Source organism: Streptomyces sp. NPDC059010 (assembly GCF_042740355.1).
Taxonomy (GTDB): domain Bacteria; phylum Actinomycetota; class Actinomycetes; order Streptomycetales; family Streptomycetaceae; genus Streptomyces.
This window is the reverse complement of sequence record NZ_JBHYJA010000060.1, coordinates 1-19403: the sequence shown is the minus strand read 5'-3', so window position 1 is coordinate 19403 and position 19403 is coordinate 1. Positions and strand designations below refer to the sequence as shown.

The window sequence follows — 19403 nt, the reverse complement described above, 5'->3', positions numbered from 1 at the left end:
CGGGGCGGGCCGTGCCCGACCGGTCCGGTCCGCCCCAACCCCCCACCCGCCAGCGGAAGTTGTCTGTCTGCCATGCGCCTGTATCTGCTCGCCCTCAACCCGACCGACGCCGTCACCGAGGGCTTCCTGCCCGCCGCCGCCCGCCTGGGCCTGGACGTCACCGTCCTCACCGACCAGCCCGACGCGCACCGCCGCGCCCACCCGGACATCGAGGTCCTGGAGTGCGACGTGCGGGACTTCCGGGCCGTGATCACCCGCATCTCGACGCATCACAAGCCGGACGCCGTCTTCACCAACAGCGACCACCTGCAGACCCAGGCCGCCCTGGCCGCCGCCTACTTCGAACTCCCCGGCAAGGACTGGCGGGCCACCCTGCGCTGCAAGGACAAGGCCGAGATGCGCCGCCGTCTCGCCGCGGCCGGCGTGGACACGGTGTGGTCCGCCGAGCTCACCGAACCGGTCGCGCCCGCCGGCACCCCGTACCCCTGTGTACTCAAGCCGCGTGAGGGCGTGGCCAGCGAGGACGTCGTCCTCGTCGAGGGGGCCGAGGAACTCGTGGCCCACGCCAAGGAGATCCTGGAGCGCCGCCCGGATGCCGTACTCGTCGTCGAGGAGTACCTCCCCGGCGAGCTGTACACCCTGGAGACCCTCGGCGACGGGCACGTCCGCCATGTGCTGGGCGGCTTCCACACCGAGCTGTCGCCGCCGCCGTACTTCATCGAGGAACGCCTCACCTTCGTCCCCGCCCACCCCGAGCCGGTCGTCGCGCAGGTCCTGGCGCAGCTGGACGCGCTGGGCGTCGGGTTCGGCGCGTGTCACACCGAGTTCGTGGTGCACGACGGGCGGGCGCGGATCATCGAGGTCAACTACCGTGCCATCGGCGACCAGTGCGATCTGCTGCTGGCCCGGCTGCTTCGGATCCCGCTCTTCGAGCACATCCTGCGCACCCATCTGGGCAAGCCGCTCCCGGCCGACCTGGGCGCCCGCCGCGACGGCGCGGCACGCCTGGAGTACCCGTGCGCCGACCGCGCGGGCACGCTGGTGGGCGCCCCCGCCGCGGCCGATCTGGACGTCGACGGTGTGCATCTGACGTACCGTCCGCTGCGGGTGGTGGGCGAGCGGCACGAGCTGTACATGACCAACCGGGACTATCTCGGGGTGCTGCGCGCCACCGGCACCGACCAGCGCACGGTGGACCGGGCGGTGGCGGCCTTCCTGGCCGAACGGCAGTGGGAGATCCAGCCGTGACCGCCCCCGTCGTGCCGGACACCTGCGAGGCGGAGCTGCTCAGCCGTGTGCTGAGCGCCCTGCTGCGCGAGGACGTCGTCGGGCTGCGCACCCGCAGCGCGCCGGTACGCCGACCCGACGGCACCTGGCTGCGGCTGCCCACGCCCGACGGCGACGCGCTGCTGCTGCCCGTCGAGGAGGACGGCTACCAGTGCGAGTACGCCGCCCGGCTGCCGCTGCTCGTGCGTGAGACGGACGGGACCGGGCTGACGTCGTACGACACCGTGCTCGGGACGCTGCGTGAGCTGGCCGAGCCCGTGGACCGGGACGGCTTCGACGCGTTCGCCGAGGAGTGCCGGCAGACGCTGGCGACCGTACGGCTGCATGCGGCGACGCGGGCGGAGGTCCTGGAGTCGCTCGCGCCGGGGACCGGTGTCGGCGGCAGTCTGGTGTACGACACGCTCGCCGCCCGACTCGACCACCCCGTCTACCCGACCGCGCGCGGCCGCTCCGGGCTGACCGAGGAGCAACTGCGGGCGTACGCCCCGGAGTTCCACCCGCGTTTCGTGCTGCGCTGGCTCGCCCTGCCCCGGGAGACGGTCACCCTGACCGGCACGCTCCCGGAGATCTGGCCCACTCCGGCGACGCTGGGTCTGGACGGGTTGCGGGACACTCATGTGGCCCTGCCCGTCCACCCGTTGACGGTCGCGGCCCTGTCGGCGGCCGGCCTTCCGGACGGCGCCGTACTCGCCGACGGTACGTGGCTGGACGTCATACCGACCCTGTCGATGCGTACCGTCGCCACGGTCGCGGATCCGGCCCTCCATCTCAAACTGCCCCTCGCCACCGCGACGTTGGGCCTGCGCAACAAGCGGACCGTCAAGCCCGGCACCCTGGTCGACGGCGCGGCGGGGCAGCGGCTGCTGGAGGCGGTGATCGACCGTGAGCCCCGCTTCCGGGACACGATCCTGCACGCCGACGAGACGACGTACGCCCACGCCGGTCATGAGCTGCTGGCGGTCCTGTGCCGCCGCTACCCGGCCGGGCTCGACGACGCGACCGTCGTTCCGCTGGCGGCGCTCCTCGCCGAGGCGCCCGACGGACGGCTGGTCGTGGAGCAGTTGGCCGACCGCTTCCACGGCGGTGATCCGCTCGCCCTGCTGGACGCCTGTCTGACGCTGCTGTTCGACTGGCAGACCACGCTGTTCGGGTACGGCATCGCGCTGGAGTCGCACCAGCAGAACATCTCAGTGGTGCTGCGGCCGGGCGAGGTACGGCTGCTGTTCAAGGACAACGACGGGCCGCGCATCAACGCCGAGCGGCTGTCCGCCCTGCTGCCCGGGCCGTGGGGCTTCGACGACGCACGGATCTTCGGCACGGACGACGCGGCGGTGGCGGACGTGTTCGCGACCATCACCGTCCATCTGTGCGCGGGGTCCTACGCGTTCGGGCTGCCGAAGCATCGCGCGGCCCTCCTGGACCTGATCCGCGACCGGCTCTCGGAGGCCGTGGACCGGCTCGGCGGCGACGCCGGTGCCGTGCTGCGCGCCCGCGTCCTGGACGCGCCGCGGCTGCCGGTGAAGACGATGGTGACGGCCGGGACGCTGCTGTCCAAGGAGCGCTCGGGCGCGGCCGACATCAACAAGCACTACACGACCGGCCCCAACTACCTGCTGCCCGGCGGTGGTCCGGCATGAGCGCACAGGCGCTGCGCATACCGCGCACCGGGTTCGGGCGCGGGCAGGTGCAGGCGGTGGCCGGCTGCTACTTCGTGGCGTCGTTCGCGGCGCTGGGGCTGCCGCCGTATCTCACCGAGATCCTGCCGGAGCTGGGCGACCGCCAGGCCCGCTGGGCGGGGGTGCTCTACATCGTACCGACCGTCTTCGGCGCGCTCGGCGCCCCGCTGTGGGGGCGGCTCGCGGACCGGTTCGGCCGTAAACGGCTGCTGCTGCGCGCCCAGTTGGGGCTCGCCGTGTCCTTCCTGCTCGCCGGCTGGGCGGACTCGATGGCCACGTTCACGGTGGCGCTGGTGCTGCAGGGCATCCTGGGCGGCACGTTCGCCGCGTCCAACGGCTATCTGGGCGCAGCCCTGGAGGGCCCCGCTCTGTCCAGGGCGCTCACCCTGATGCAGGGCAGCGCGCGGGCGGCACTGGTCGTCGCACCGATAGTGGTCGGTTCGCTGTCGGGCTGGCTGTCCCCGCACCGCCAGTACGCGCTGCTCGCCGTACTGCCGCTGACGGCCGCCCTGCTGCTGGCGGCGCTGCCCGAACCGGAGCCCGCCGAGCGGCCGAAGGCCGAGCCGGAAACGGTCGACGAAGTGGTTCCGGTGGTCTCGCTGAAGGTGCTGTACGCCATGGAGTTCGCCTTCGTGTTCTCCACGGTCATCTCCTTCCCGTATCTGATCCAGCTCGTGGACGACCGGGTCCCGGGGACCTCGTCGGCACTGTCCGGTGTGCTCTTCGCCCTGCCCCACCTGGTCTATCTGGTGGCGGCGCTGGCGGTGCACGCCGCCTTCCGGGACCGGCCGCGGGCCGGGATCGCACTCGGCTTCACCTGTATCGCGCTCGGACTCGCCGGACACGGCGTCGCCGGTTCGCTGACCTCGCTGATCGCGGTGCGACTGCTGCTGGGCGTGGGACTCACCCTGGGCCTGGTGTGCCTGTCGGTGCTGGCCGCCGACTGCGCCAGGGGCCGTGCGCCGGGCGGCATGTTCGGTTCGCTCGAATTCTTCTCCAAGGCCGGCGCGGTCGCCGCCGGTCTGGCCGCGGCGGCGGGCAGCGCCCGCTTCGGACCGGACGCACCCGTGCTCATAGGCGGCGCCGCTGCCGCCGTCACCGTGTTCGCGACCCTCCTCCCCACACTGAACCACCGCACCCGCCGGAGCCGCTGATGCCCTCCCTGACCGACTCGCTCGGCAGCGCCCCCCAGCTCTCGACCCCGCCCGAGCAGGGCGGCACCCCGAACGCCCTCGCGAACCTGCCCACCGCCGACGAGGCCGTGGCCCACACCCTCCTCAACTGCCTGCTGCGCGAGGTGTCCGGCCCCGAGCACCAGACCGTGGTCACCGACGGCCGACTGCTGCTGCGTCTGCCGCGGCGCGGGGTCCTGCTCCGTGTCTCACTGCGCCGGACCTCGCTGCTGGGGGCACACCGGTTCACCGGGCCGGTGAGCGAACAGCGCGACGGCGGCTGGAGCGAGGTCGACTGGCGGCGCCTCGCCGAGTACACGCACGACGAACTGTCGCTGCGGACGGGCGTGCGCAACGAGGAGTTCCTGGAGCAGATCGCGTCCAGCCACGAGGCCGTGGCGACCTCGCTGGCGGCCATGCGAGCGGCCTCGGACCCGGCATCGCCTTCGGCCTCGGCCGCAGCCTCGGCCGCGGGTGACCGGCTCTCCGCCTACCTCTCCTCCGAGCAGTCCCTCCTCTTCGGCCACCGCTTCCACCCCACGCCCAAGGCCCGCACCGGCGATCCGCGCGCCTGGTCCGCGTACGCCCCGGAGGTCGGCGCCTCCTTCCCGCTGCGGCATCTCGCCGTGCGCGCCCACCTCGTCGCCGAGGAACACGCCGATCCGTCGGCCCTGCACGGACTGGACGGCCAGCGCACGGACGTCCCCGAGGGCTACCGGCTGCTCCCCGCGCACCCCTGGCAGTACGAGACGCTCAGCGAGCACCCGCTGCTGCGCGCCGCCCTCGACGGCGGCGACGTCATCGACCTCGGCCCGGGCGGGCGCCCCTTCGCCGCCACCGCGTCGGTGCGCACCCTGTACGACGGTGAGAGCTTCCTGAAGTTCAGCCTGAACGTGCGGATCACCAACTGCCTGCGCAAGAACAGCAGTTACGAGCTGTCGGGCGCCGTCGCACTCACCCACGTTTTGGCCCCGGCCCTTGCCGATCTGGCCGAACGCTTCCCCGGCAGCGCGGTGCTGCGCGAGCCCGCCTACCGCACGCTGGCCCTGCCCGGCCCGGACGGGACGCCGGACCGCGCGCTGTTCGAGGGCTTCGGCGTCATCGTCCGCGAGGGCCTGCCGCAGCGTCTCGCGCCGGGCACCACTCCCCTGCTGGCGGCCGCCGTCGCCGACGAGTACCCGACCGGCGCCGCCCACATCTCCCGGCTCCTGGACGGCGCCGACGAGCAGAGCGCCCTGGACTGGTGGTCGGCGTATCTCGACCTCCTCCTTCCGCCCGTCCTCGCCGCGTACTTCGACCACGGCCTCGTCCTGGAACCCCACCTCCAGAACGTTCTGATCTGCGTCGACGACGACGGCAGGCCCGCCCAGGTCCTCTTCCGCGACCTGGAGGGCACCAAGCTGGTCCCCGACCACCACGCCGACACGCTCGCCGCGCTGCCGCCCGAGGTCGCGGCACCGATGACGTACGACGCCCAGCGCGGCTGGGACCGGGTCGTCTACTGCCTGCTGGTCAATCACGTGGCCGAACTGCTCGCCGCCCTCGCCGACCTGCACCCCGGCGCGGAGGCCGCGCTCTGGGCACGGGTGCGCACCACGCTGGAGTCGTACAGCGAGCGGTTCGGCTGCCCGCCCCGGATGGCGGCCCTGCTCGCCGGGGTACCGCTGCCCGCCAAGGCCAACCTGCTCACCCGCTGGGAGCGCAAGGCCGACCGCGAGGCCGGCTACGTCCGGCTGCCGTCCCCGCTCGCCGAGGACGTCCTGGGCGGCGGCCTGACCAGGGCCCAGGCCCTGCGTGACACGACCGGAGGCACCCGATGACCGAGCCGACACCCGCGGTCCGCGAACGCGCACTGTCCCTTCCTTCCGCCGAACTCCCCGCGTACATCTACGACTTGGCGGCTCTACGCGACCACGCCGCCGAGGTGCGGGCCGCACTGCCCTCGCGCGTCGAGCTGTACTACGCCGCGAAGGCCAACCCGGAGCCGGAGATCCTCGCCGCGCTCGGCCCCTACGTCGACGGCTACGAGGTCTCCTCCGGCGGCGAACTCGCCCACGTCGCCAAGGCGGTACCGGGCCGTCCGCTCGCCTTCGGCGGTCCCGGCAAGACGCCGGACGAGGTGACGGCCGCACTGGAGACGGGAGTCGAGCGCTTCCACGTGGAGAGCGCGTACGAGCTGCGCATGCTGGCCGAGTCGGCGCGTCGGGTGGCGCCGGACCGGCGGGTCGCGGTGCTGCCGCGGGTCAACCTGCCGGTGGCGGATGGGTCGTTGGCGGGCAGCTCGCTGGCGATGGGAGGGCGTCCGACGCCCTTCGGGATGGACCCGGCGCAGGCCGCCGAGGTGGTGCGCGCCCTCACGGACGGGACGTATCCGCAGCTCGAACTGCGGGGCATCCACGCCCACTTGGCCAGCGGCCTGGAGGCGGCCGAGCAGGTCGCGGTGGCGGAGTCGATCGTGGCCTGGGCTACGGGCCTCGGTGTGCCGCTCGCCGAGGTGAACGTCGGCGGCGGTATGCACGTCGACTACGGCACCCCGGAGCGCCGCTTCGACTGGGCGGCGTACGGCCGCGGGCTGGCCCGTCTGAGCGAGGAGCACCCGGAGCTGACCCTGCGGATCGAGCCGGGCCGGGCGCTGACGGCGTACTGCGGCTGGTACGCCACCGAGGTGCTGGACGTGAAGCACAGCCACGGCGAGGGGTTCGCCGTGGTGCGGGGCGGCACCCACCATCTGCGGACCCCGGCGACGAAGGGCCACGACCAGCCCTGTTCCGTACTGCCGGTCGACGCCTGGCCGCACCCCTGGCCGCGCCCGGTCGCGGCCGGCGAGCAGGTCACGCTGGCCGGTCAGCTGTGCACCCCCAAGGATGTGCTGGCCCGCCGGGTGCCGGCGTCCGGGCTCAGGGCCGGGGACCGGGTGCTGTTCGCGCTCGCGGGCGCTTATGCGTGGAACATCTCCCACCACGACTTCCTGATGCACCCGAGGCCGGGCTTCCACTTCCTGTCGGCGCCCGCCGACTCCGCCGGGTAGGGAACAGATCACTCTCGGCACACACGAAGGGCCGCCCGGCACGATCCGGGCGGCCCTTGCGGTGCGTCGGGGTCTATCGGCGGCCCAGCGGCGCCGGAGCCAGCCCCTTGATCTGGTTGAGCGGGCCGCCCAACTGCTGCGACACCCGCGGGACCCGGTGCTTGTGCTGCTCGGGGATACCGGTCTGGGCGAGCTGGTCGAGCGTGGTGATCGGGTTCAGCCGGGCGCCCGCGGTCCGGGTGTCCACGGGGTGCGCGTTCGCGAGCGGGGCGGCGAGGCCGGTGAGACCGGCAGCCAGACCAACGGCGGCTGCGATACGTCGTGTTGAGATCATGCCTTCAGCAACGCGGGCGGGCCGCCGCCGGACACGGCCGCCCGGCGGCGCTCACCCGTCAGGCCCAGTGGCCCCACTGCGCTTGCCGAGTCCGGCGGGGCGGAGGAGGCTCTTCAGGAGAGGTCCTCGCGGCCGTCTCCCGTCCTGCCGCGGGCCTCGGAGGAGGTCACCATGGGCACCGCCACTAGCCCCTCGTTCGACACCGAGACACTGCGCCGGGGCATCGAAGGACACACCCCGGAGACACTTCTGTCGCTGTACGCGGACGACGCGGAACTGCGTGTCGTGAACCGCAACGCCCAGCCCAGCCATCCCAAGGTGCTGCACGGCCGGAACGAGATCGCCGAGATGCTCCTCGACGTCTACAGCCGCGACATGACGCACAAACTGGAGGGGTGCGTCATCCAGGGGGACCGCGCGGCCTACAGCGAGTCCTGTCAGTACTCGGACGGGGTGCGCGTCCTGTCCGAGTCGATGATCACGCTGCGCGACGGCAAGATATCCCGGCAGATCTTGATCGAGGCATGGGACGAGTAGGAAAGGACCGGCCGAAGGTCCAGGCCACCTGTCGGCTGACCTGGACCTTCTCCATGATCAAGGCGTTCTCAGCGTCGTGACGAGGTCGCGGGGCAGTCCGTGGGTGTCATGGAGGTAGTGGTAGTCCTCGTCGCTCAACGGGCCCTCGAACTCCGGCCTCCCGAGCACCCGCCGCCCCCGTTCCAGGAGCCTGCCGAACCGCCGTTCCTCGTCCAGGAGCACCTCGCGCACCAGCCCTGTCCCGCGGGACTGACGGAAGTGGTCCAGCGTGTGCCGGAGGACCTCCTCGGGCAGGTCGGAGAGGGTGCGGGAGGGATCGTCGCGCCACAGGGTGGTGAGGGCGCGGCGGATCAGCCGGCGCAGGACGTAGCCGCGTCCGGTGTTGGTGGGCCGTACGCCGTCGCCGATGACGACGATGGCGGACCGCAGGTGGTCGCAGACGAGTCGCCGTGACCTGCCGTCCAGGTCCCACAGTGGCGGCAGGATCCTCGTCCAGGGTTCGAAGAGGTCGCTGTCGTAGACGGAGTCGTGGCCCTGCAGAACGGTCACGAGCCGCTCCAGTCCCATGCCGGTGTCGACATTGGGCTGCCGGAGGGGCTGCAGGCCGCCGTCCCCGAGCCGGCGATGGCGCATGCTCACGTGGTTCCACACCTCCACCCACCTGGGGTCGGTGGTGGGAGTGCCCTGGGGTGGGGTGCCCGGGCCGCCGGTCCAGACGAAGATCTCGGAATCGGGGCCGCAGAGGCCGACGGGGCCGTGGGACCACCAGTTCTCGTCCCGGGTCGGCTCGACGGGCAGCCCCAACTCCCGCCAGGTGCGCAGGGATTCCCTGTCGGGACCGACCTCGTCGTCTCCCCCGAAGACCGTGACGTACAACCGCTCCGACGGCACCCCGAACCCGTCGCGCAGCAGCTCGTATCCCCAACGCAGGCTCTGTGAATGGTCGTAGTCGCCCAAGGACCAGGAGCCGAGCATCTCGAACACCGTCAGATGGGTCCGGTCGCCCACCTCGTCGAGGTCACTGGTGCGCAGACAGCGCTGGACGTTGACCAGCCGCCGCCCCTGTGGATGCGGGCGCCCTTCCAGGTGGGGCGTGAGCGGGTGCATGCCGGAGGTGGTGAACAGCACCGGGTCGGAGGACGGCGGCAGGAGTGTGCCGCCGGTGATGAGTTCGTGTCCGCGCTCGCGGAAGAAGTCGATGAAAGTGCGGACGATCTGGTCGCCGCTCGGCGTGGTGGTCATCGCGGTGTTCCTTCGGGTCGTCGGGTCACGGGGACCGGAACGAGCCGCGGAACAGATGCGACGAAAGTGAAAGCGAAGTCCGCACACCGACGGTCCGTTTCCGGCCGCCGGGAGGAATGGGATCAGGCGTCGGCAGCCGAGGAGCTGGTCGCTCGCGCGGCTGCGGTGCGGGTATGCCTGATGACCTTCATGAATCCGACGCTAACAGCCGACGCCCGAGCCGTCGCCTCGATTTCCCGCCGGCCCGGTCCCGGGACACCCCAGTCTCGCGACCGCGCCCGCAGGTCGCACGGCCGGGATCACCTCGCGCCATGTGCCGCTGCCGGCCGACACCACCACCGAGCAACTCTTCGGCGCCCTGGGGGACTTGGCGGCCGCGATGACGATCGCCATGCTGCTGGAGCAGACGGTGGGGGCGGCGGCCCGGCAGTTCGGGGTGTGATCAGCGCATCCAGGCGCTGTACGACATCACGTCGCCCGTCTTGACGCCGTACTCGGGATCGGCCCGGGTGAAGGTCGTCTCCAGGCCGAGGACGGCGCCGGTGCCGGGGTCCATGATCAGCATGCGGCGGGTGCCGGATGTCTCGTACACGTACGCCTGCCCGCTCCGCCCCAGCCGGTCCGTCACCCGGCCGACGGGCCGCAGTCCCTCGGTGTCGGCCAGGAGCCGGGTGAGCGCGGCGGACTCGCGGGCACCGAGGGTCCAGTGGTCGAGCAGGATCTCGGTCGCATCGAGGAGTTCGGACGTGCTCAACGGCTTGCTGTGGTCCGACAGATAGGCACGCACCGCTTCTTCCAGATACGCGCTCAGTCGTACCGCGTCGTGCGGCGGCGGTGCCGCGGGCGGGGCGTCGCTCCAGCTCGGCGGGTACGTCTGCCTGCTGAGGACATGGCCGTCGTCGACGACCCGCGGTTCACCGCCCCCCTCGACGAGGACCGGCCGGCCCGGATGACGCGGGTCGGTCGCCACGACGATCTCCGTGTGGCTGTCGTCGGCGTTCCAGCGGACGATGCGCTCCTCGGGGAGGGTGATCGGCGGCTTGTCCTCGCTCATCCCCATGCTCCACGACTGCACGTGCGTGCCCTTGCGGAGCCCGGGCGCACCGTCCTTCGCGTCGGCTCGCGCGCGTTCGGCCAGTGTCTTCAGGGACACCGGGGTGGAGTCGGCCCGCACGACCAGCGGGCGGGGTGCGGCGACCGCGGGCGCGGTGGTCTGGCCGGTGAGCAGCAGTGCCGACACGAGCGCGGCGACCACGGCCGAGGCGGCGAGGCCCCAGGCCAGTCGGGTTCGGGCAGGGCGGCGGGGCGCGGTGGGGCGGTCCCGCAGCAGCCGGTCGAGGTGGCGTTCGGCGCTGTGGTCCAGCGGTCCGTCGCCGAAGTGCGGTCCGTCGGCCGGCACCGGGTTGGCGCGGCGCAGGAGTTCGAGTTCGTCAGCCATGGCCGTGTTCCTTCGCTGCGGTCGCTGGGCTCATGCGGTCGATCTCGGCTCTCAGGCGCCGACGGGCCCGGTGCAGCCGCATCGAGGCGGCCCGGCTGCCGCAGCCGAGGACGACGGCGATCTCGTCGATGCCGAGCTCCTCCCACGCCGTCAGGCGCAGCACCTCCCGGTCCGCCGGGGAGAGCCGGGCGAGCGCCTCGTGCACCCAGGCGCCCGGTGTCTCCGCGTCGGGGCCGACCTCGATGTGCCGGCCGTGCGCCGCGTCGTCGTTGCCGAGCCTGTCGACCAGTCGCCGACGGCGCCCGTAGCCGCGTACCGCGTTCGCCAGGCAGTTGCGTGCCACGCCGTACAGCCAGGGCAGCGCGGCGTCCGGGAGGTCGTCCCGACGCCGCCAGGCGACGGTGAACACCTCCGCCACCACTTCCTCGACCTCACTCGTATGCCCGTCCAGTCGCCGCGCGACGTAGCGGCTGACCGCCCAGTAGTGCTCGCGATAGGCAGCGGCGAAGATCTCGTCGTTGCTCATGTTCCGTTCGTGTCCGGCACCCGCCGGATCGTCACACCCGCTTCCGTGATTCTTGTCGCGTCGGTCGAGTGTGACGTGCGGGTGGGCCGCGGACACAGGCGGGGCGTGAAGAGGATCAAAGACTTCAAGGCCGTCCAGTGGCTGACCACCACGGATCACAAGACCATCGGCACGCTCTACCTGGTCACGTCGTTCGCGTTCTTCTGCCTCGGTGGTGTGATGGCGCTGCTGATGCGTGCCGAGCTGGCCCGTCCGGGTCTGCAGATCATGTCGAACGAGCAGTTCAACCAGGCGTTCACGATGCACGGCACGATCATGCTGCTGATGTTCGCGACGCCGCTGTTCGCCGGCTTCGCGAACTGGATCATGCCGCTGCAGATCGGCGCGCCGGATGTGGCCTTTCCCCGGCTGAACATGTTGGCCTACTGGCTGTATCTGTTCGGCTCGCTCATCGCGGTGGGCGGCTTTCTGACGCCGGAGGGTGCGGCCGACTTCGGCTGGTTCGCCTACAGCCCACTGTCGGACGCGGTCCGCAGTCCGGGTATAGGCGCCGACATGTGGATCATGGGTCTGGCCTTCTCCGGCTTCGGCACCATCCTCGGCTCGGTCAACTTCATCACCACCATCATCTGCATGCGTGCGCCGGGCATGACCATGTTCCGCATGCCGATCTTCACCTGGAACGTGCTGCTGACCGGGGTGCTGGTCCTGCTGGCCTTCCCCGTCCTCGCGGCGGCGCTGTTCGCGCTGGAGGCGGACCGCAAGTTCGGTGCGCAGGTCTTTGACGCCGCCAATGGCGGGGCGTTGCTGTGGCAGCACCTCTTCTGGTTCTTCGGCCATCCAGAGGTGTACATCATCGCGCTGCCGTTCTTCGGCATCATTTCCGAGGTCATCCCGGTCTTCTCCCGCAAGCCGATGTTCGGCTACATGGGTCTGATCGCGGCGACCATCGCCATCGCGGGTCTGTCCGTCACGGTGTGGGCGCACCACATGTACGTCACCGGAGGCGTTCTCCTGCCGTTCTTCGCCTTCATGACGTTCCTCATCGCCGTACCGACCGGTGTGAAGTTCTTCAACTGGATCGGCACCATGTGGAACGGCTCCCTGAGTTTCGAAACCCCCATGCTCTGGGCCTTCGGATTCCTGATCACCTTCGTCTTCGGCGGCCTGACCGGCGTCATGCTGGCCTCACCGCCACTGGACTTCCCGACCTCCGACACCTATTTCGTCGTCGCCCATTTCCATTACGTCATCTTCGGCACCGTCGTGTTCGCGATGTTCTCCGGCTTCCACTTCTGGTGGCCGAAGTTCACCGGCAAGATGCTCGACGAACGCCTCGGCAAGATGACCTTCTGGACGCTGTTCATCGGCTTCCACGGCACGTTCCTCGTCCAGCACTGGCTGGGTGTGAACGGCATGCAGCGCCGGATTCCCGACTATCTGGCGGTGGAGGGGCTGACGACGCTCAACTCACTGTCGACGGTCTTCTCGTTCGTGCTGGGGCTGTCCCTTCTGCCGTTCTTCTACAACGTCTGGAAGACCGCGAAATACGGCGAGAAGGTCGAGGCGGACGACCCGTGGGGCTATGGCCGCTCCCTGGAATGGGCGACGTCCTGCCCGCCGCCGCGCCACAACTTCCGCACGCTGCCGCGGATCCGGTCCGAATCCCCGGCGTTCGACCTGCATCACGCGCCCGAGACGGAGAGGGAGTTGACCACGCTGTGAGCATCACGGACAAGTTCCTGAACGACATCGAGGGGCATCTGCTGCTCGCCGCGACCCGCGAGGAAGGCCGGACGGCGGCCGAGCGGTTCAGCGCCCCGCTGCACTGGCTGACGGATGCTCAGCGGGGTGAGGTGGAGCGGCGGTTCGAGGCGGAGTACCTCGCACTCGCCCGCGCCTCCTGGCAGCACAGTGCGGAGCGTGCCGGGAGACTGCGGGACGAGTACGAGGCGATGTACCGCCGGCTGCGGCACCGGCTGCTGGCCGGCTGGCTGCTGGCCTGCGCCCTGGCCTTCGGTGTCCTTGTCGTGGGCCTCGCCCGGTCCTGCTGAGCTAGCTCACCGTCCACTTCTGGTTGCCCTGGCCGTTGCAGGTCCACAGCACCAGCTTGGTGCCGTTGGCCGTGGCCGCGCCGTACGCGTCGAGGCAGAGCCCGGAGTTGACGTTGGTGAGGGTGCCGTCGCTGTTCAGGTTCCACTTCTGGTTGTTCTGGCCGTTGCAGTCCCAGATGACGACACGGGTGCCGTTGGTGGTGCCGAGGTTGTAGGCGTCGAGGCACTTGTTGCCGTACACCACCAGCTCCTTGCGGGAGCTGTTGTACTGCCACACCTGGTTCTGGCCGCCGCCGCAGTCCCACAGCTGGGCGTCGGTGCCGTTGGCGATGGTGTTGTCGTTGATGTCGACGCAGCGGCCGGACGCGGTGCCCGTGATCAGCGTGCCGTTCCTGCCGGGCAGCGGCCGTACGACGATCCCTTCGAGGGTCGGGGCGCCAGAGAAGGAGATCGTGTTGGTGTTGCCCTTGGCGAGGGAGACGTTGACGGAGATGTTGCCCGGGCCGGCGCCGGTCGGCGGGAAGGAGACCTTGGTGGAGGTCTGGCCGTTGACCGTCAGGGTCGCGGTCCGGGCGGCGGAGGTGTTGTTGGTGTAGGAGACCTCGACCGTCTTCAGACCGGCGCTGCCGGCGACGACTCCGGAGAAGCTCGCCGTGCCGTTGTAGGTGCTCGCCGACTGCTCGGTGCCCCCGGTGACGGTGAGCATCACGGAGCCTCCCGCCGGGACGCTGGTGGTGTAACTCGTGCCGGTGGTGGCGACGTTCTGCCGGGCCCACAGGTCACGGACGGTCGCGGAGGCGTTCGTCAGGCCGAGGTCGGACCAGCGGACGGTCATGTTCTGGGTGGTCGACGTGCGGTTGAGCAGGACGACGGCACGGTTGCCGCTGCCGGAGAGGACCTTGCCGTACACCTGGAGCCCGGAGGTGTCCTCGGCGACCTCGACGCCCTGGAGGCCGCGCGGGTCCTGGTCGACGGCGATGACCTCGGGGTTGGTGAGGATGCTCGTCGTCTCGGCGGTGAGGGTGGTGAGGTCGAGGCCGGTGAGGAGCGGGGCGCCGGAGATCGCCCACAGGTTCATGTGGCTGCGGTTCTGGGCGGCGGTCAGCCCGGGCATTCCGGCGACCATCATGTCGGCGTCGTTGTAGTAGCCGGTGTGCTGGGCCGTGGGGTGGAGGTTGCGGTCGAAGGCGGTCAGCACATTGCTGTACGAGGGGGTGCCGCCGTGGAAGAAGATGTCCGTGTTGGTGCGCCACATCGGGCCCATGCCCGGCGCCCAGTTCCACGGGTTGGAGTAGCCCCAGTTGCACAGGGAGAGGGCGAGCGGGCGGCCGGTGGTGGCGGTCGCGGCGGCCACCGCGTCGCTGATCGCCTGGTAGGTCGTCCTCGGGTCGAGCTTCTCGGCGTCACCGCCGCACCAGTCGACCTTCACGAAGTCGAAGCCCCACTTCGAGAACTGCGTCATGTCCCGCTCGTAGTGGCCTTCGCTGCCCGAGCCCGGTGCGGCGGGGCGGCCGGTCGGGAAGTAGTAGCCGCAGCCGTCCTTGCCGGCGTCGGTGTAGATACCGGCCTTGAGGCCCTTGCTGTGGATGTAGTCCGCGATGGCCTTCATGCCGCCCGGCCACTCCGTCTCGTCGACGGTGATGTTGCCGGCGCTGTCGCGGGTGCCCTGCCACCAGCCCTCGTCGATGTTGATGTACCGGTAGCCGGCCGCGGGCAGACCCGCCGCCACGAACGCGTCGACCTGCCGCTTGATGACGTTGTGGTCGACCTTCGCGGCGAACGCGTTCCAGGACGCCCAGCCCATGGGCGCGGCGGGCACCGGTATCTGACGGGCCGTCGTCGCCGCCTGCGCCGGGGCCGGTCCCGTGAACAGCAGGGCGGCCGACGCGGTGAGCGCGAGGACGAGGGCGCGTATGACCGCGGATCTGCAGCGGCGTACGAGATTCATACGGGGCGGGGGGTACATGCGGCTCCTAAGCACGAGAGGTCCGATATTTCGAACGCCATTCGCAACATCGAACGTTTGGCGCTGAAATTAGAGCCGCGAGGGGGTGAAGTCAACGGACGGGACAGACCTGAAGTGATCCCTTCCCACGATCCGTTGGGGCGCGGCACGGTGCGCGCCGCCATACTGGCCGAGTGCGCGTAGCGATCATGACGGCGGGCTCCCGGGGCGACGTGGCCCCCTACACCGGCCTAGGACACGCCCTCGCCCGGGCCGGACACGAGGTCACCCTGGTCACGCACGGCCGCTTCGAGCCGCTGGTGGCGGCGTCGGGTGTGCGCTTCCATCCGCTCCCGGTGGATCCCCGGGCGGAGCTGGAGTCCGCGCGCGGGCGGAGTCTGCACCGGAGCACGACCGGAGTGGGCAAGCTGGTGCGCGTGGTGGCCCTGGCGCGGGAACTGGCCGGGCGGATGACGGACGACATGCTGGCGGCGGCGCGGGCGAGCGACGTCCTGCTGCTGTCCGCCTCCACGGCACCGCTGGGCCGGGCCATCGGAGAGGGCCTCTCGCTGCCCACCATCGAACTCCCCCTGCAACCGCTCACTCCCACCCGGGAGTTCGGGCCGCCGGTGCTCGGCGGCCGTTCCTTGGGGCGCCTCGGCAACCACATCGCCGGACACGGCGTGACCCTGGCCGTCGAGATCGTCTTCTCGGCGGTCGTACCGGATGTACGGGCGAGGCTCGGACTGTCCCGCCGCAGCGCACCGGGCACGCGAAAGCGCCGCGTGCTCCACGGTTTCAGCCCCCTGGTGGTGCCCCGCCCGCGCGACTGGCGGCCGGACCTGGAGGTGGCGGGCTACTGGTGGCCGTACGACGGTGAGGCCCGGCTCCCGGCCGAGCTGCGGGACTTCCTGGACGCGGGACCGCCGCCGGTCTTCGTGGGCCTGGGCAGTGCGACCGTGCCGGATCCGGCGGGGCTGAGCGCCGAGGTCGTGGGCGCGCTGCGCCGGGCGGGGCTGCGCGGGGTGGTCCAGCGGGGCTGGGGCGGCCTGGAGGCCACCGGCGACGACATCCTGACCATCGACGACGTACCGCACTCCGCCCTGTTCCCGCGGATGGCCGCCGTGGTCCACCACTGCGGCGCGGGCACGACCGCGGCCGGGCTGCGTGCCGGGGTGCCGGCGGTTCCCGTGCCGATCCAGTTCGACGAGGGGTTCTGGGGCGGCCGGCTGGTCGCGCTCGGCGTGGCGCCCCGGGCCGTGCCGCTGCGGAGGTTCTCGGCCCAGGCACTGGCGGCGGCCCTGCGGCAGGCGACCGGCGACCCGTCGTACCGCCGTCGCGCCCGGGCACTTGCCGACGCCCTGCGTGCCGAGGACGGCGCTGCGCCCGTCGTCGACGCGGTGAACCGGCTCGGCTGAATCCCCGTTCAGCTTCGTTCAGCATGCGTTCAGCGGGCGCGTCGCATCCTGGAACCACAGGTCGGACCGTACGACAGGGCGGCACCGCACCGCGCGGGCACAGGGAGCGGACATGAAGCGCAAGGGCAAGTGGATCGTCGCGGGCGTGATCTCGGCCGCGCTCATCGGCGGCGGCACCGGACTCGCCGTGGCCACCGCCGGCGGGGACGACTCCGAGCCGCCCATCACGGGCAGCGCGCTCCAGAAGGCGAGCGCCGCCGCGCTGGACCACACCGGTGGCGGCAAGGTCACGGGTACCGAGGTCGGCGACGAGGACGCGTACTACGAGGTCGAGGTCACGCTCGACAACGGCAAGCGGACGGACGTCCATCTCGACAAGGACTTCAAGGTCGTCAGCAGCGTGGCCGACAGCGGCGGCGACGAGGGGAGCGGCGAGGACTGACCCTTCCTCGTCAGGCCCCGGCGATCCGCGGATCGGACGGCTGAAGGATGATGCCGAGAAGCAGGCGGACGAGTTCGTCGACGACCTCGTCCAAGGTCGCGTCCACCCACCCCGCGCTCCAGTCGTGCAGCAGCCCGTTGACACTGCCGATGAACGCGGTCACGGCGAGGCGGTAGTCGCGGGGCGCCGCCTCCCCGCGGGCGACGGCGGCCGCCACCTCGGCGCACACGAGGTCGATCCACTGGGCGCGCCGGGCGAGGCGCTGCTGCTCCATGCGCGCACTGACGCCGACGATCTCCACGAAGGTGATGCGGATGCGGCGCGGGTCGGACGTGACGTTCGCGGCGTACGCGCGGAAGATCGCGGTGGCCCGTTCGGCGAGGGGCAGATCGGTCGCGTCGGCCGCCACCGCCAGGACGGCCTCCTGCGCCCACCCGTTGACCTGGAGGTGCAGGGCGGCCAAGACGTCCTCAAGGGTGCGGAACTCCTCGTAGAACTGACGGGTCGACAGGCCCGCGGCCTCGCTCAGCGCCGCGACCGTCGTACTCCGGTAGCCGGGACCGTCGCCGAACATCTGGAGCGCCGCGTCCAGGAAGCGGCGCCGCCGCTCGGCCTGTCGTTCCTCGGCCGACTTGCCGCCGTAGCGGCCGGTGGGCGCCTTGATCCTGCCCGCCACACTGTCCTCCCAGCACTTCGCCGACCCGACGGCCAATTTTGTCGTGTCCGCGGTCTTGTGGAGAAGGGCACTCCTTCCTTACTTTTCAGTAAGTTGATTCTGAAAGCACTGGTGTTCAGATTCACGGTTCCCCCTTTGGCATGCCCCACTCATGACGCCCACCCAGAGAAAGGGAGCAGTCATGCCTGCCATCAGACCCAGGCACCTGTGCTCCGTAGCCGCCGCGCTCGCCCTGACCGTCACCGCGCCCGCGACCACCGCCACCGCCGCCGGCTCCTCCGCCGCCCTGCGTGAGGTGCTGTTCGTCGGCAACAACTGGGACGGCACCGCCGACGTCATCAAGTCCTCCGGCGACTTCGCGAAGATCGGCCGTATCGACGTCGTCCCCGACAAGGACGAGCGGATGGCGGAGATCAACGCCGATCCGATCAAGTGGATCTACTTCATGGCGATCCGCAACAGCGTCGGCGAGGGCCACGACCAGTTCGTGGACGACATGTACTCCACGCCCGACGGCACCTCGATGGTGGTCTCCCGGCCGAGCTTCGCCGACGTCGTGTCCATCGACCTGGCCACCGGAGACATCAACTGGCGCTTCCCCGTGTCCGGTTACCGCGCCGACCACATGGCCGTCTCCCCCGACGGCAGACGGGTCGCGGTGTCGGCCTCGACCTCCAACACCGTGCATGTGCTGGACATCGAGACCGGCAAGCAGCTCGGCAAGTTCGCGACCGGCGACAAGCCGCACGAGAACATCTTCACCAAGGACGGCAAGTACATCTACAACATGGCGATCGGCGACGTGAACACGCAGACCGACGCCCCGTGGCTGGACTGGACGAAGGGCGACCGGCGCATCACCGTCGTCGACGCGACGACGTACCAGCAGGCCAAGGTGATCGACATGCGTCCGAAGCTGGACGCGATCGGTCTGACGGACTACTCCGACGCGGTCCGGCCTGCCGTGTTCTCGCCGGACGAGTCGAAGCTGTACTTCCAGGTGTCGTTCTTCAACGGCTTCTTCGAATACGACCTGGCCACCGACAAGATCACCCGCACCAAGACCCTGCCGAAGAACCCGGCGACCAGCGACGACCGCACCACCTTCGTCAACGACTCGCGCCACCACGGTATTTCGATGAGCCCCGACGGCAGCAAGCTGTGTGTCGCGGGCACGATGGACGACTACGCCACGGTCGTGAACCGCACCACCCTCCAGGAGGGCCCGCTGGTCACCGCGTCCAAGCCCTACTGGGCCACGGTCAGCGGTGACGGCAAGTCCTGCATCGTCTCGGAGAGCGGTACCGACCAGGTCACGGCCATCGACTTCGCCACCGGCCAGAAGAAGGTGTCCGTCCCGGTCGGCGACCACCCGCAGCGGGTCCGGCTGGCCCAGGTGCCGGCCGACTGGACCAGTCCGTCCGCCGACTGATCAGAGCCTCTGGCTTCGGGCCCGTCGGCTTCAGGCCCGCTGATCAGCCCAGCGCCTTGAGCACCGCCCCCACGCCGTGCGGGGGGGGCGGGGGGGGGGGGGGGCGGCGGCGGGGGGGGGGGGGGGCGCGCGGGGGCGCCGCGCCGCCCGCGCGGGCGGCGCCGAGCGGCCGCAGGTGTGGGGGCGCGCGCGAGGT

At 70.9% G+C, this 19403-nt stretch carries 18 protein-coding genes; 12 read left to right on the top strand and 6 right to left on the bottom strand.

Features of this window, described 5'->3' with window-relative positions; genetic code table 11:
• Nucleotides 1–72: 72 nt before the first annotated feature.
• From ACFWYS_RS41440 to ACFWYS_RS41420, 5 genes are read left to right on the top strand one after another with little or no spacing between them, the layout of a single operon-like run.
• Nucleotides 73–1248 carry an acetyl-CoA carboxylase biotin carboxylase subunit family protein gene (locus ACFWYS_RS41440; protein WP_384781259.1) on the top strand — a complete coding sequence of 392 codons (1176 nt, stop codon included), beginning with the start codon at nucleotides 73–75 and terminating at the stop codon, nucleotides 1246–1248.
• Nucleotides 1245–2924, top strand: coding sequence for an IucA/IucC family protein (locus ACFWYS_RS41435; protein ID WP_384781257.1), 1680 nt, complete (start codon nucleotides 1245–1247; stop codon nucleotides 2922–2924). The genes ACFWYS_RS41440 and ACFWYS_RS41435 overlap by 4 nt, the downstream gene beginning before the upstream one ends.
• On the top strand, nucleotides 2921–4117 hold the full coding sequence (locus ACFWYS_RS41430; RefSeq protein ID WP_384781255.1) for an MFS transporter: 1197 nt from the start codon (nucleotides 2921–2923) through the stop codon (nucleotides 4115–4117). The genes ACFWYS_RS41435 and ACFWYS_RS41430 overlap by 4 nt, the downstream gene beginning before the upstream one ends.
• Nucleotides 4117–5955: an IucA/IucC family protein gene (locus ACFWYS_RS41425; protein ID WP_384781253.1), complete on the top strand. Its 1839-nt coding sequence runs from the start codon at nucleotides 4117–4119 to the stop codon at nucleotides 5953–5955. Before ACFWYS_RS41430 ends, ACFWYS_RS41425 begins: the two co-directional genes overlap by 1 nt.
• Nucleotides 5952–7163 (top strand): type III PLP-dependent enzyme, encoded by a 1212-nt coding sequence (locus ACFWYS_RS41420; RefSeq protein WP_384781251.1) that lies wholly within the window; start codon nucleotides 5952–5954, stop codon nucleotides 7161–7163. The genes ACFWYS_RS41425 and ACFWYS_RS41420 overlap by 4 nt, the downstream gene beginning before the upstream one ends.
• Nucleotides 7164–7236: 73 nt before the next feature.
• Here ACFWYS_RS41420 and ACFWYS_RS41415 read toward each other — a convergent pair whose 3' ends face one another.
• Nucleotides 7237–7497 carry a hypothetical protein gene (locus tag ACFWYS_RS41415; protein WP_384781249.1) on the bottom strand — a complete coding sequence of 87 codons (261 nt, stop codon included), beginning with the start codon at nucleotides 7495–7497 and terminating at the stop codon, nucleotides 7237–7239.
• A 171-nt stretch (nucleotides 7498–7668) separates the two neighbouring features.
• Between ACFWYS_RS41415 and ACFWYS_RS41410 the strand changes: the two genes are divergently transcribed.
• Complete coding sequence (locus ACFWYS_RS41410; RefSeq protein WP_384781247.1) at nucleotides 7669–8034, top strand: nuclear transport factor 2 family protein; 366 nt, start codon at nucleotides 7669–7671, stop codon at nucleotides 8032–8034.
• 57 nt (nucleotides 8035–8091) lie between these two features.
• Here the strand turns inward: ACFWYS_RS41410 and ACFWYS_RS41405 are convergent, their stop codons facing one another.
• Nucleotides 8092–9276 (bottom strand): alanine--tRNA ligase-related protein, encoded by a 1185-nt coding sequence (locus ACFWYS_RS41405; protein ID WP_384781245.1) that lies wholly within the window; start codon nucleotides 9274–9276, stop codon nucleotides 8092–8094.
• A 313-nt stretch (nucleotides 9277–9589) separates the two neighbouring features.
• On the opposite strand from ACFWYS_RS41405, the gene ACFWYS_RS41400 reads away from it, so the two are divergent.
• A complete protein-coding gene (locus ACFWYS_RS41400) occupies nucleotides 9590–9718 on the top strand; it encodes a hypothetical protein (protein WP_384781244.1) in 129 nt (42 codons plus the stop codon).
• On the opposite strand, the gene ACFWYS_RS41395 is transcribed toward ACFWYS_RS41400, so the two are convergent.
• Nucleotides 9719–10714: a CU044_5270 family protein gene (locus tag ACFWYS_RS41395; protein ID WP_384781242.1), complete on the bottom strand. Its 996-nt coding sequence runs from the start codon at nucleotides 10712–10714 to the stop codon at nucleotides 9719–9721.
• Complete coding sequence (locus tag ACFWYS_RS41390; RefSeq protein ID WP_384781240.1) at nucleotides 10707–11240, bottom strand: RNA polymerase sigma factor; 534 nt, start codon at nucleotides 11238–11240, stop codon at nucleotides 10707–10709. The genes ACFWYS_RS41395 and ACFWYS_RS41390 overlap by 8 nt, the downstream gene beginning before the upstream one ends.
• 105 nt (nucleotides 11241–11345) lie before the next feature.
• Here ACFWYS_RS41390 and ctaD point away from each other — a divergent pair, with 105 nt between their 5' ends.
• A complete protein-coding gene (ctaD, locus tag ACFWYS_RS41385) occupies nucleotides 11346–12965 on the top strand; it encodes a cytochrome c oxidase subunit I (RefSeq protein WP_384781238.1) in 1620 nt (539 codons plus the stop codon).
• A complete protein-coding gene (locus tag ACFWYS_RS41380; RefSeq protein WP_384781236.1) occupies nucleotides 12962–13294 on the top strand; it encodes a hypothetical protein in 333 nt (110 codons plus the stop codon). Before ctaD ends, ACFWYS_RS41380 begins: the two co-directional genes overlap by 4 nt.
• A gap of 1 nt (nucleotide 13295) precedes the next feature.
• On the opposite strand, the gene ACFWYS_RS41375 is transcribed toward ACFWYS_RS41380, so the two are convergent.
• Nucleotides 13296–15260, bottom strand: coding sequence for an RICIN domain-containing protein (locus ACFWYS_RS41375; protein ID WP_384781234.1), 1965 nt, complete (start codon nucleotides 15258–15260; stop codon nucleotides 13296–13298).
• Nucleotides 15261–15448: 188 nt separating this feature from the next.
• Here ACFWYS_RS41375 and ACFWYS_RS41370 point away from each other — a divergent pair, with 188 nt between their 5' ends.
• A complete protein-coding gene (locus tag ACFWYS_RS41370) occupies nucleotides 15449–16657 on the top strand; it encodes a glycosyltransferase (protein ID WP_384781322.1) in 1209 nt (402 codons plus the stop codon).
• Nucleotides 16658–16769: 112 nt separating this feature from the next.
• On the top strand, nucleotides 16770–17099 hold the full coding sequence (locus ACFWYS_RS41365) for a hypothetical protein (RefSeq protein ID WP_384781232.1): 330 nt from the start codon (nucleotides 16770–16772) through the stop codon (nucleotides 17097–17099).
• 10 nt (nucleotides 17100–17109) lie between these two features.
• On the opposite strand, the gene ACFWYS_RS41360 is transcribed toward ACFWYS_RS41365, so the two are convergent.
• Entirely contained in the window at nucleotides 17110–17775 is a 666-nt protein-coding gene (locus ACFWYS_RS41360) for a TetR/AcrR family transcriptional regulator (protein WP_384781230.1), read from the bottom strand.
• 181 nt (nucleotides 17776–17956) lie between these two features.
• On the opposite strand from ACFWYS_RS41360, the gene ACFWYS_RS41355 reads away from it, so the two are divergent.
• Entirely contained in the window at nucleotides 17957–19207 is a 1251-nt protein-coding gene (locus ACFWYS_RS41355; RefSeq protein WP_384781229.1) for a YncE family protein, read from the top strand.
• Nucleotides 19208–19403: the final 196 nt, after the last annotated feature.

Bases quoted from the DNA above. Each gene is read 5' to 3' on its own strand.
- ACFWYS_RS41440 (WP_384781259.1), top strand. From the start codon at position 73: ATGCGCCTGTATCTGCTCGCCCTCAACCCGACCGACGCCGTCACCGAG.
- ACFWYS_RS41430 (WP_384781255.1), top strand. From the start codon at position 2,921: ATGAGCGCACAGGCGCTGCGCATACCGCGCACCGGGTTCGGGCGCGGG.
- ACFWYS_RS41425 (WP_384781253.1), top strand. From the start codon at position 4,117: ATGCCCTCCCTGACCGACTCGCTCGGCAGCGCCCCCCAGCTCTCGACC.
- ACFWYS_RS41420 (WP_384781251.1), top strand. From the start codon at position 5,952: ATGACCGAGCCGACACCCGCGGTCCGCGAACGCGCACTGTCCCTTCCT.
- ACFWYS_RS41415 (WP_384781249.1), bottom strand. From the start codon at position 7,497: ATGATCTCAACACGACGTATCGCAGCCGCCGTTGGTCTGGCTGCCGGT.
- ACFWYS_RS41410 (WP_384781247.1), top strand. From the start codon at position 7,669: ATGGGCACCGCCACTAGCCCCTCGTTCGACACCGAGACACTGCGCCGG.
- ACFWYS_RS41405 (WP_384781245.1), bottom strand. From the start codon at position 9,276: ATGACCACCACGCCGAGCGGCGACCAGATCGTCCGCACTTTCATCGAC.
- ACFWYS_RS41395 (WP_384781242.1), bottom strand. From the start codon at position 10,714: ATGGCTGACGAACTCGAACTCCTGCGCCGCGCCAACCCGGTGCCGGCC.
- ACFWYS_RS41390 (WP_384781240.1), bottom strand. From the start codon at position 11,240: ATGAGCAACGACGAGATCTTCGCCGCTGCCTATCGCGAGCACTACTGG.
- ACFWYS_RS41375 (WP_384781234.1), bottom strand. From the start codon at position 15,260: ATGTACCCCCCGCCCCGTATGAATCTCGTACGCCGCTGCAGATCCGCG.
- ACFWYS_RS41370 (WP_384781322.1), top strand. From the start codon at position 15,449: ATGACGGCGGGCTCCCGGGGCGACGTGGCCCCCTACACCGGCCTAGGA.
- ACFWYS_RS41365 (WP_384781232.1), top strand. From the start codon at position 16,770: ATGAAGCGCAAGGGCAAGTGGATCGTCGCGGGCGTGATCTCGGCCGCG.
- ACFWYS_RS41355 (WP_384781229.1), top strand. From the start codon at position 17,957: ATGCCTGCCATCAGACCCAGGCACCTGTGCTCCGTAGCCGCCGCGCTC.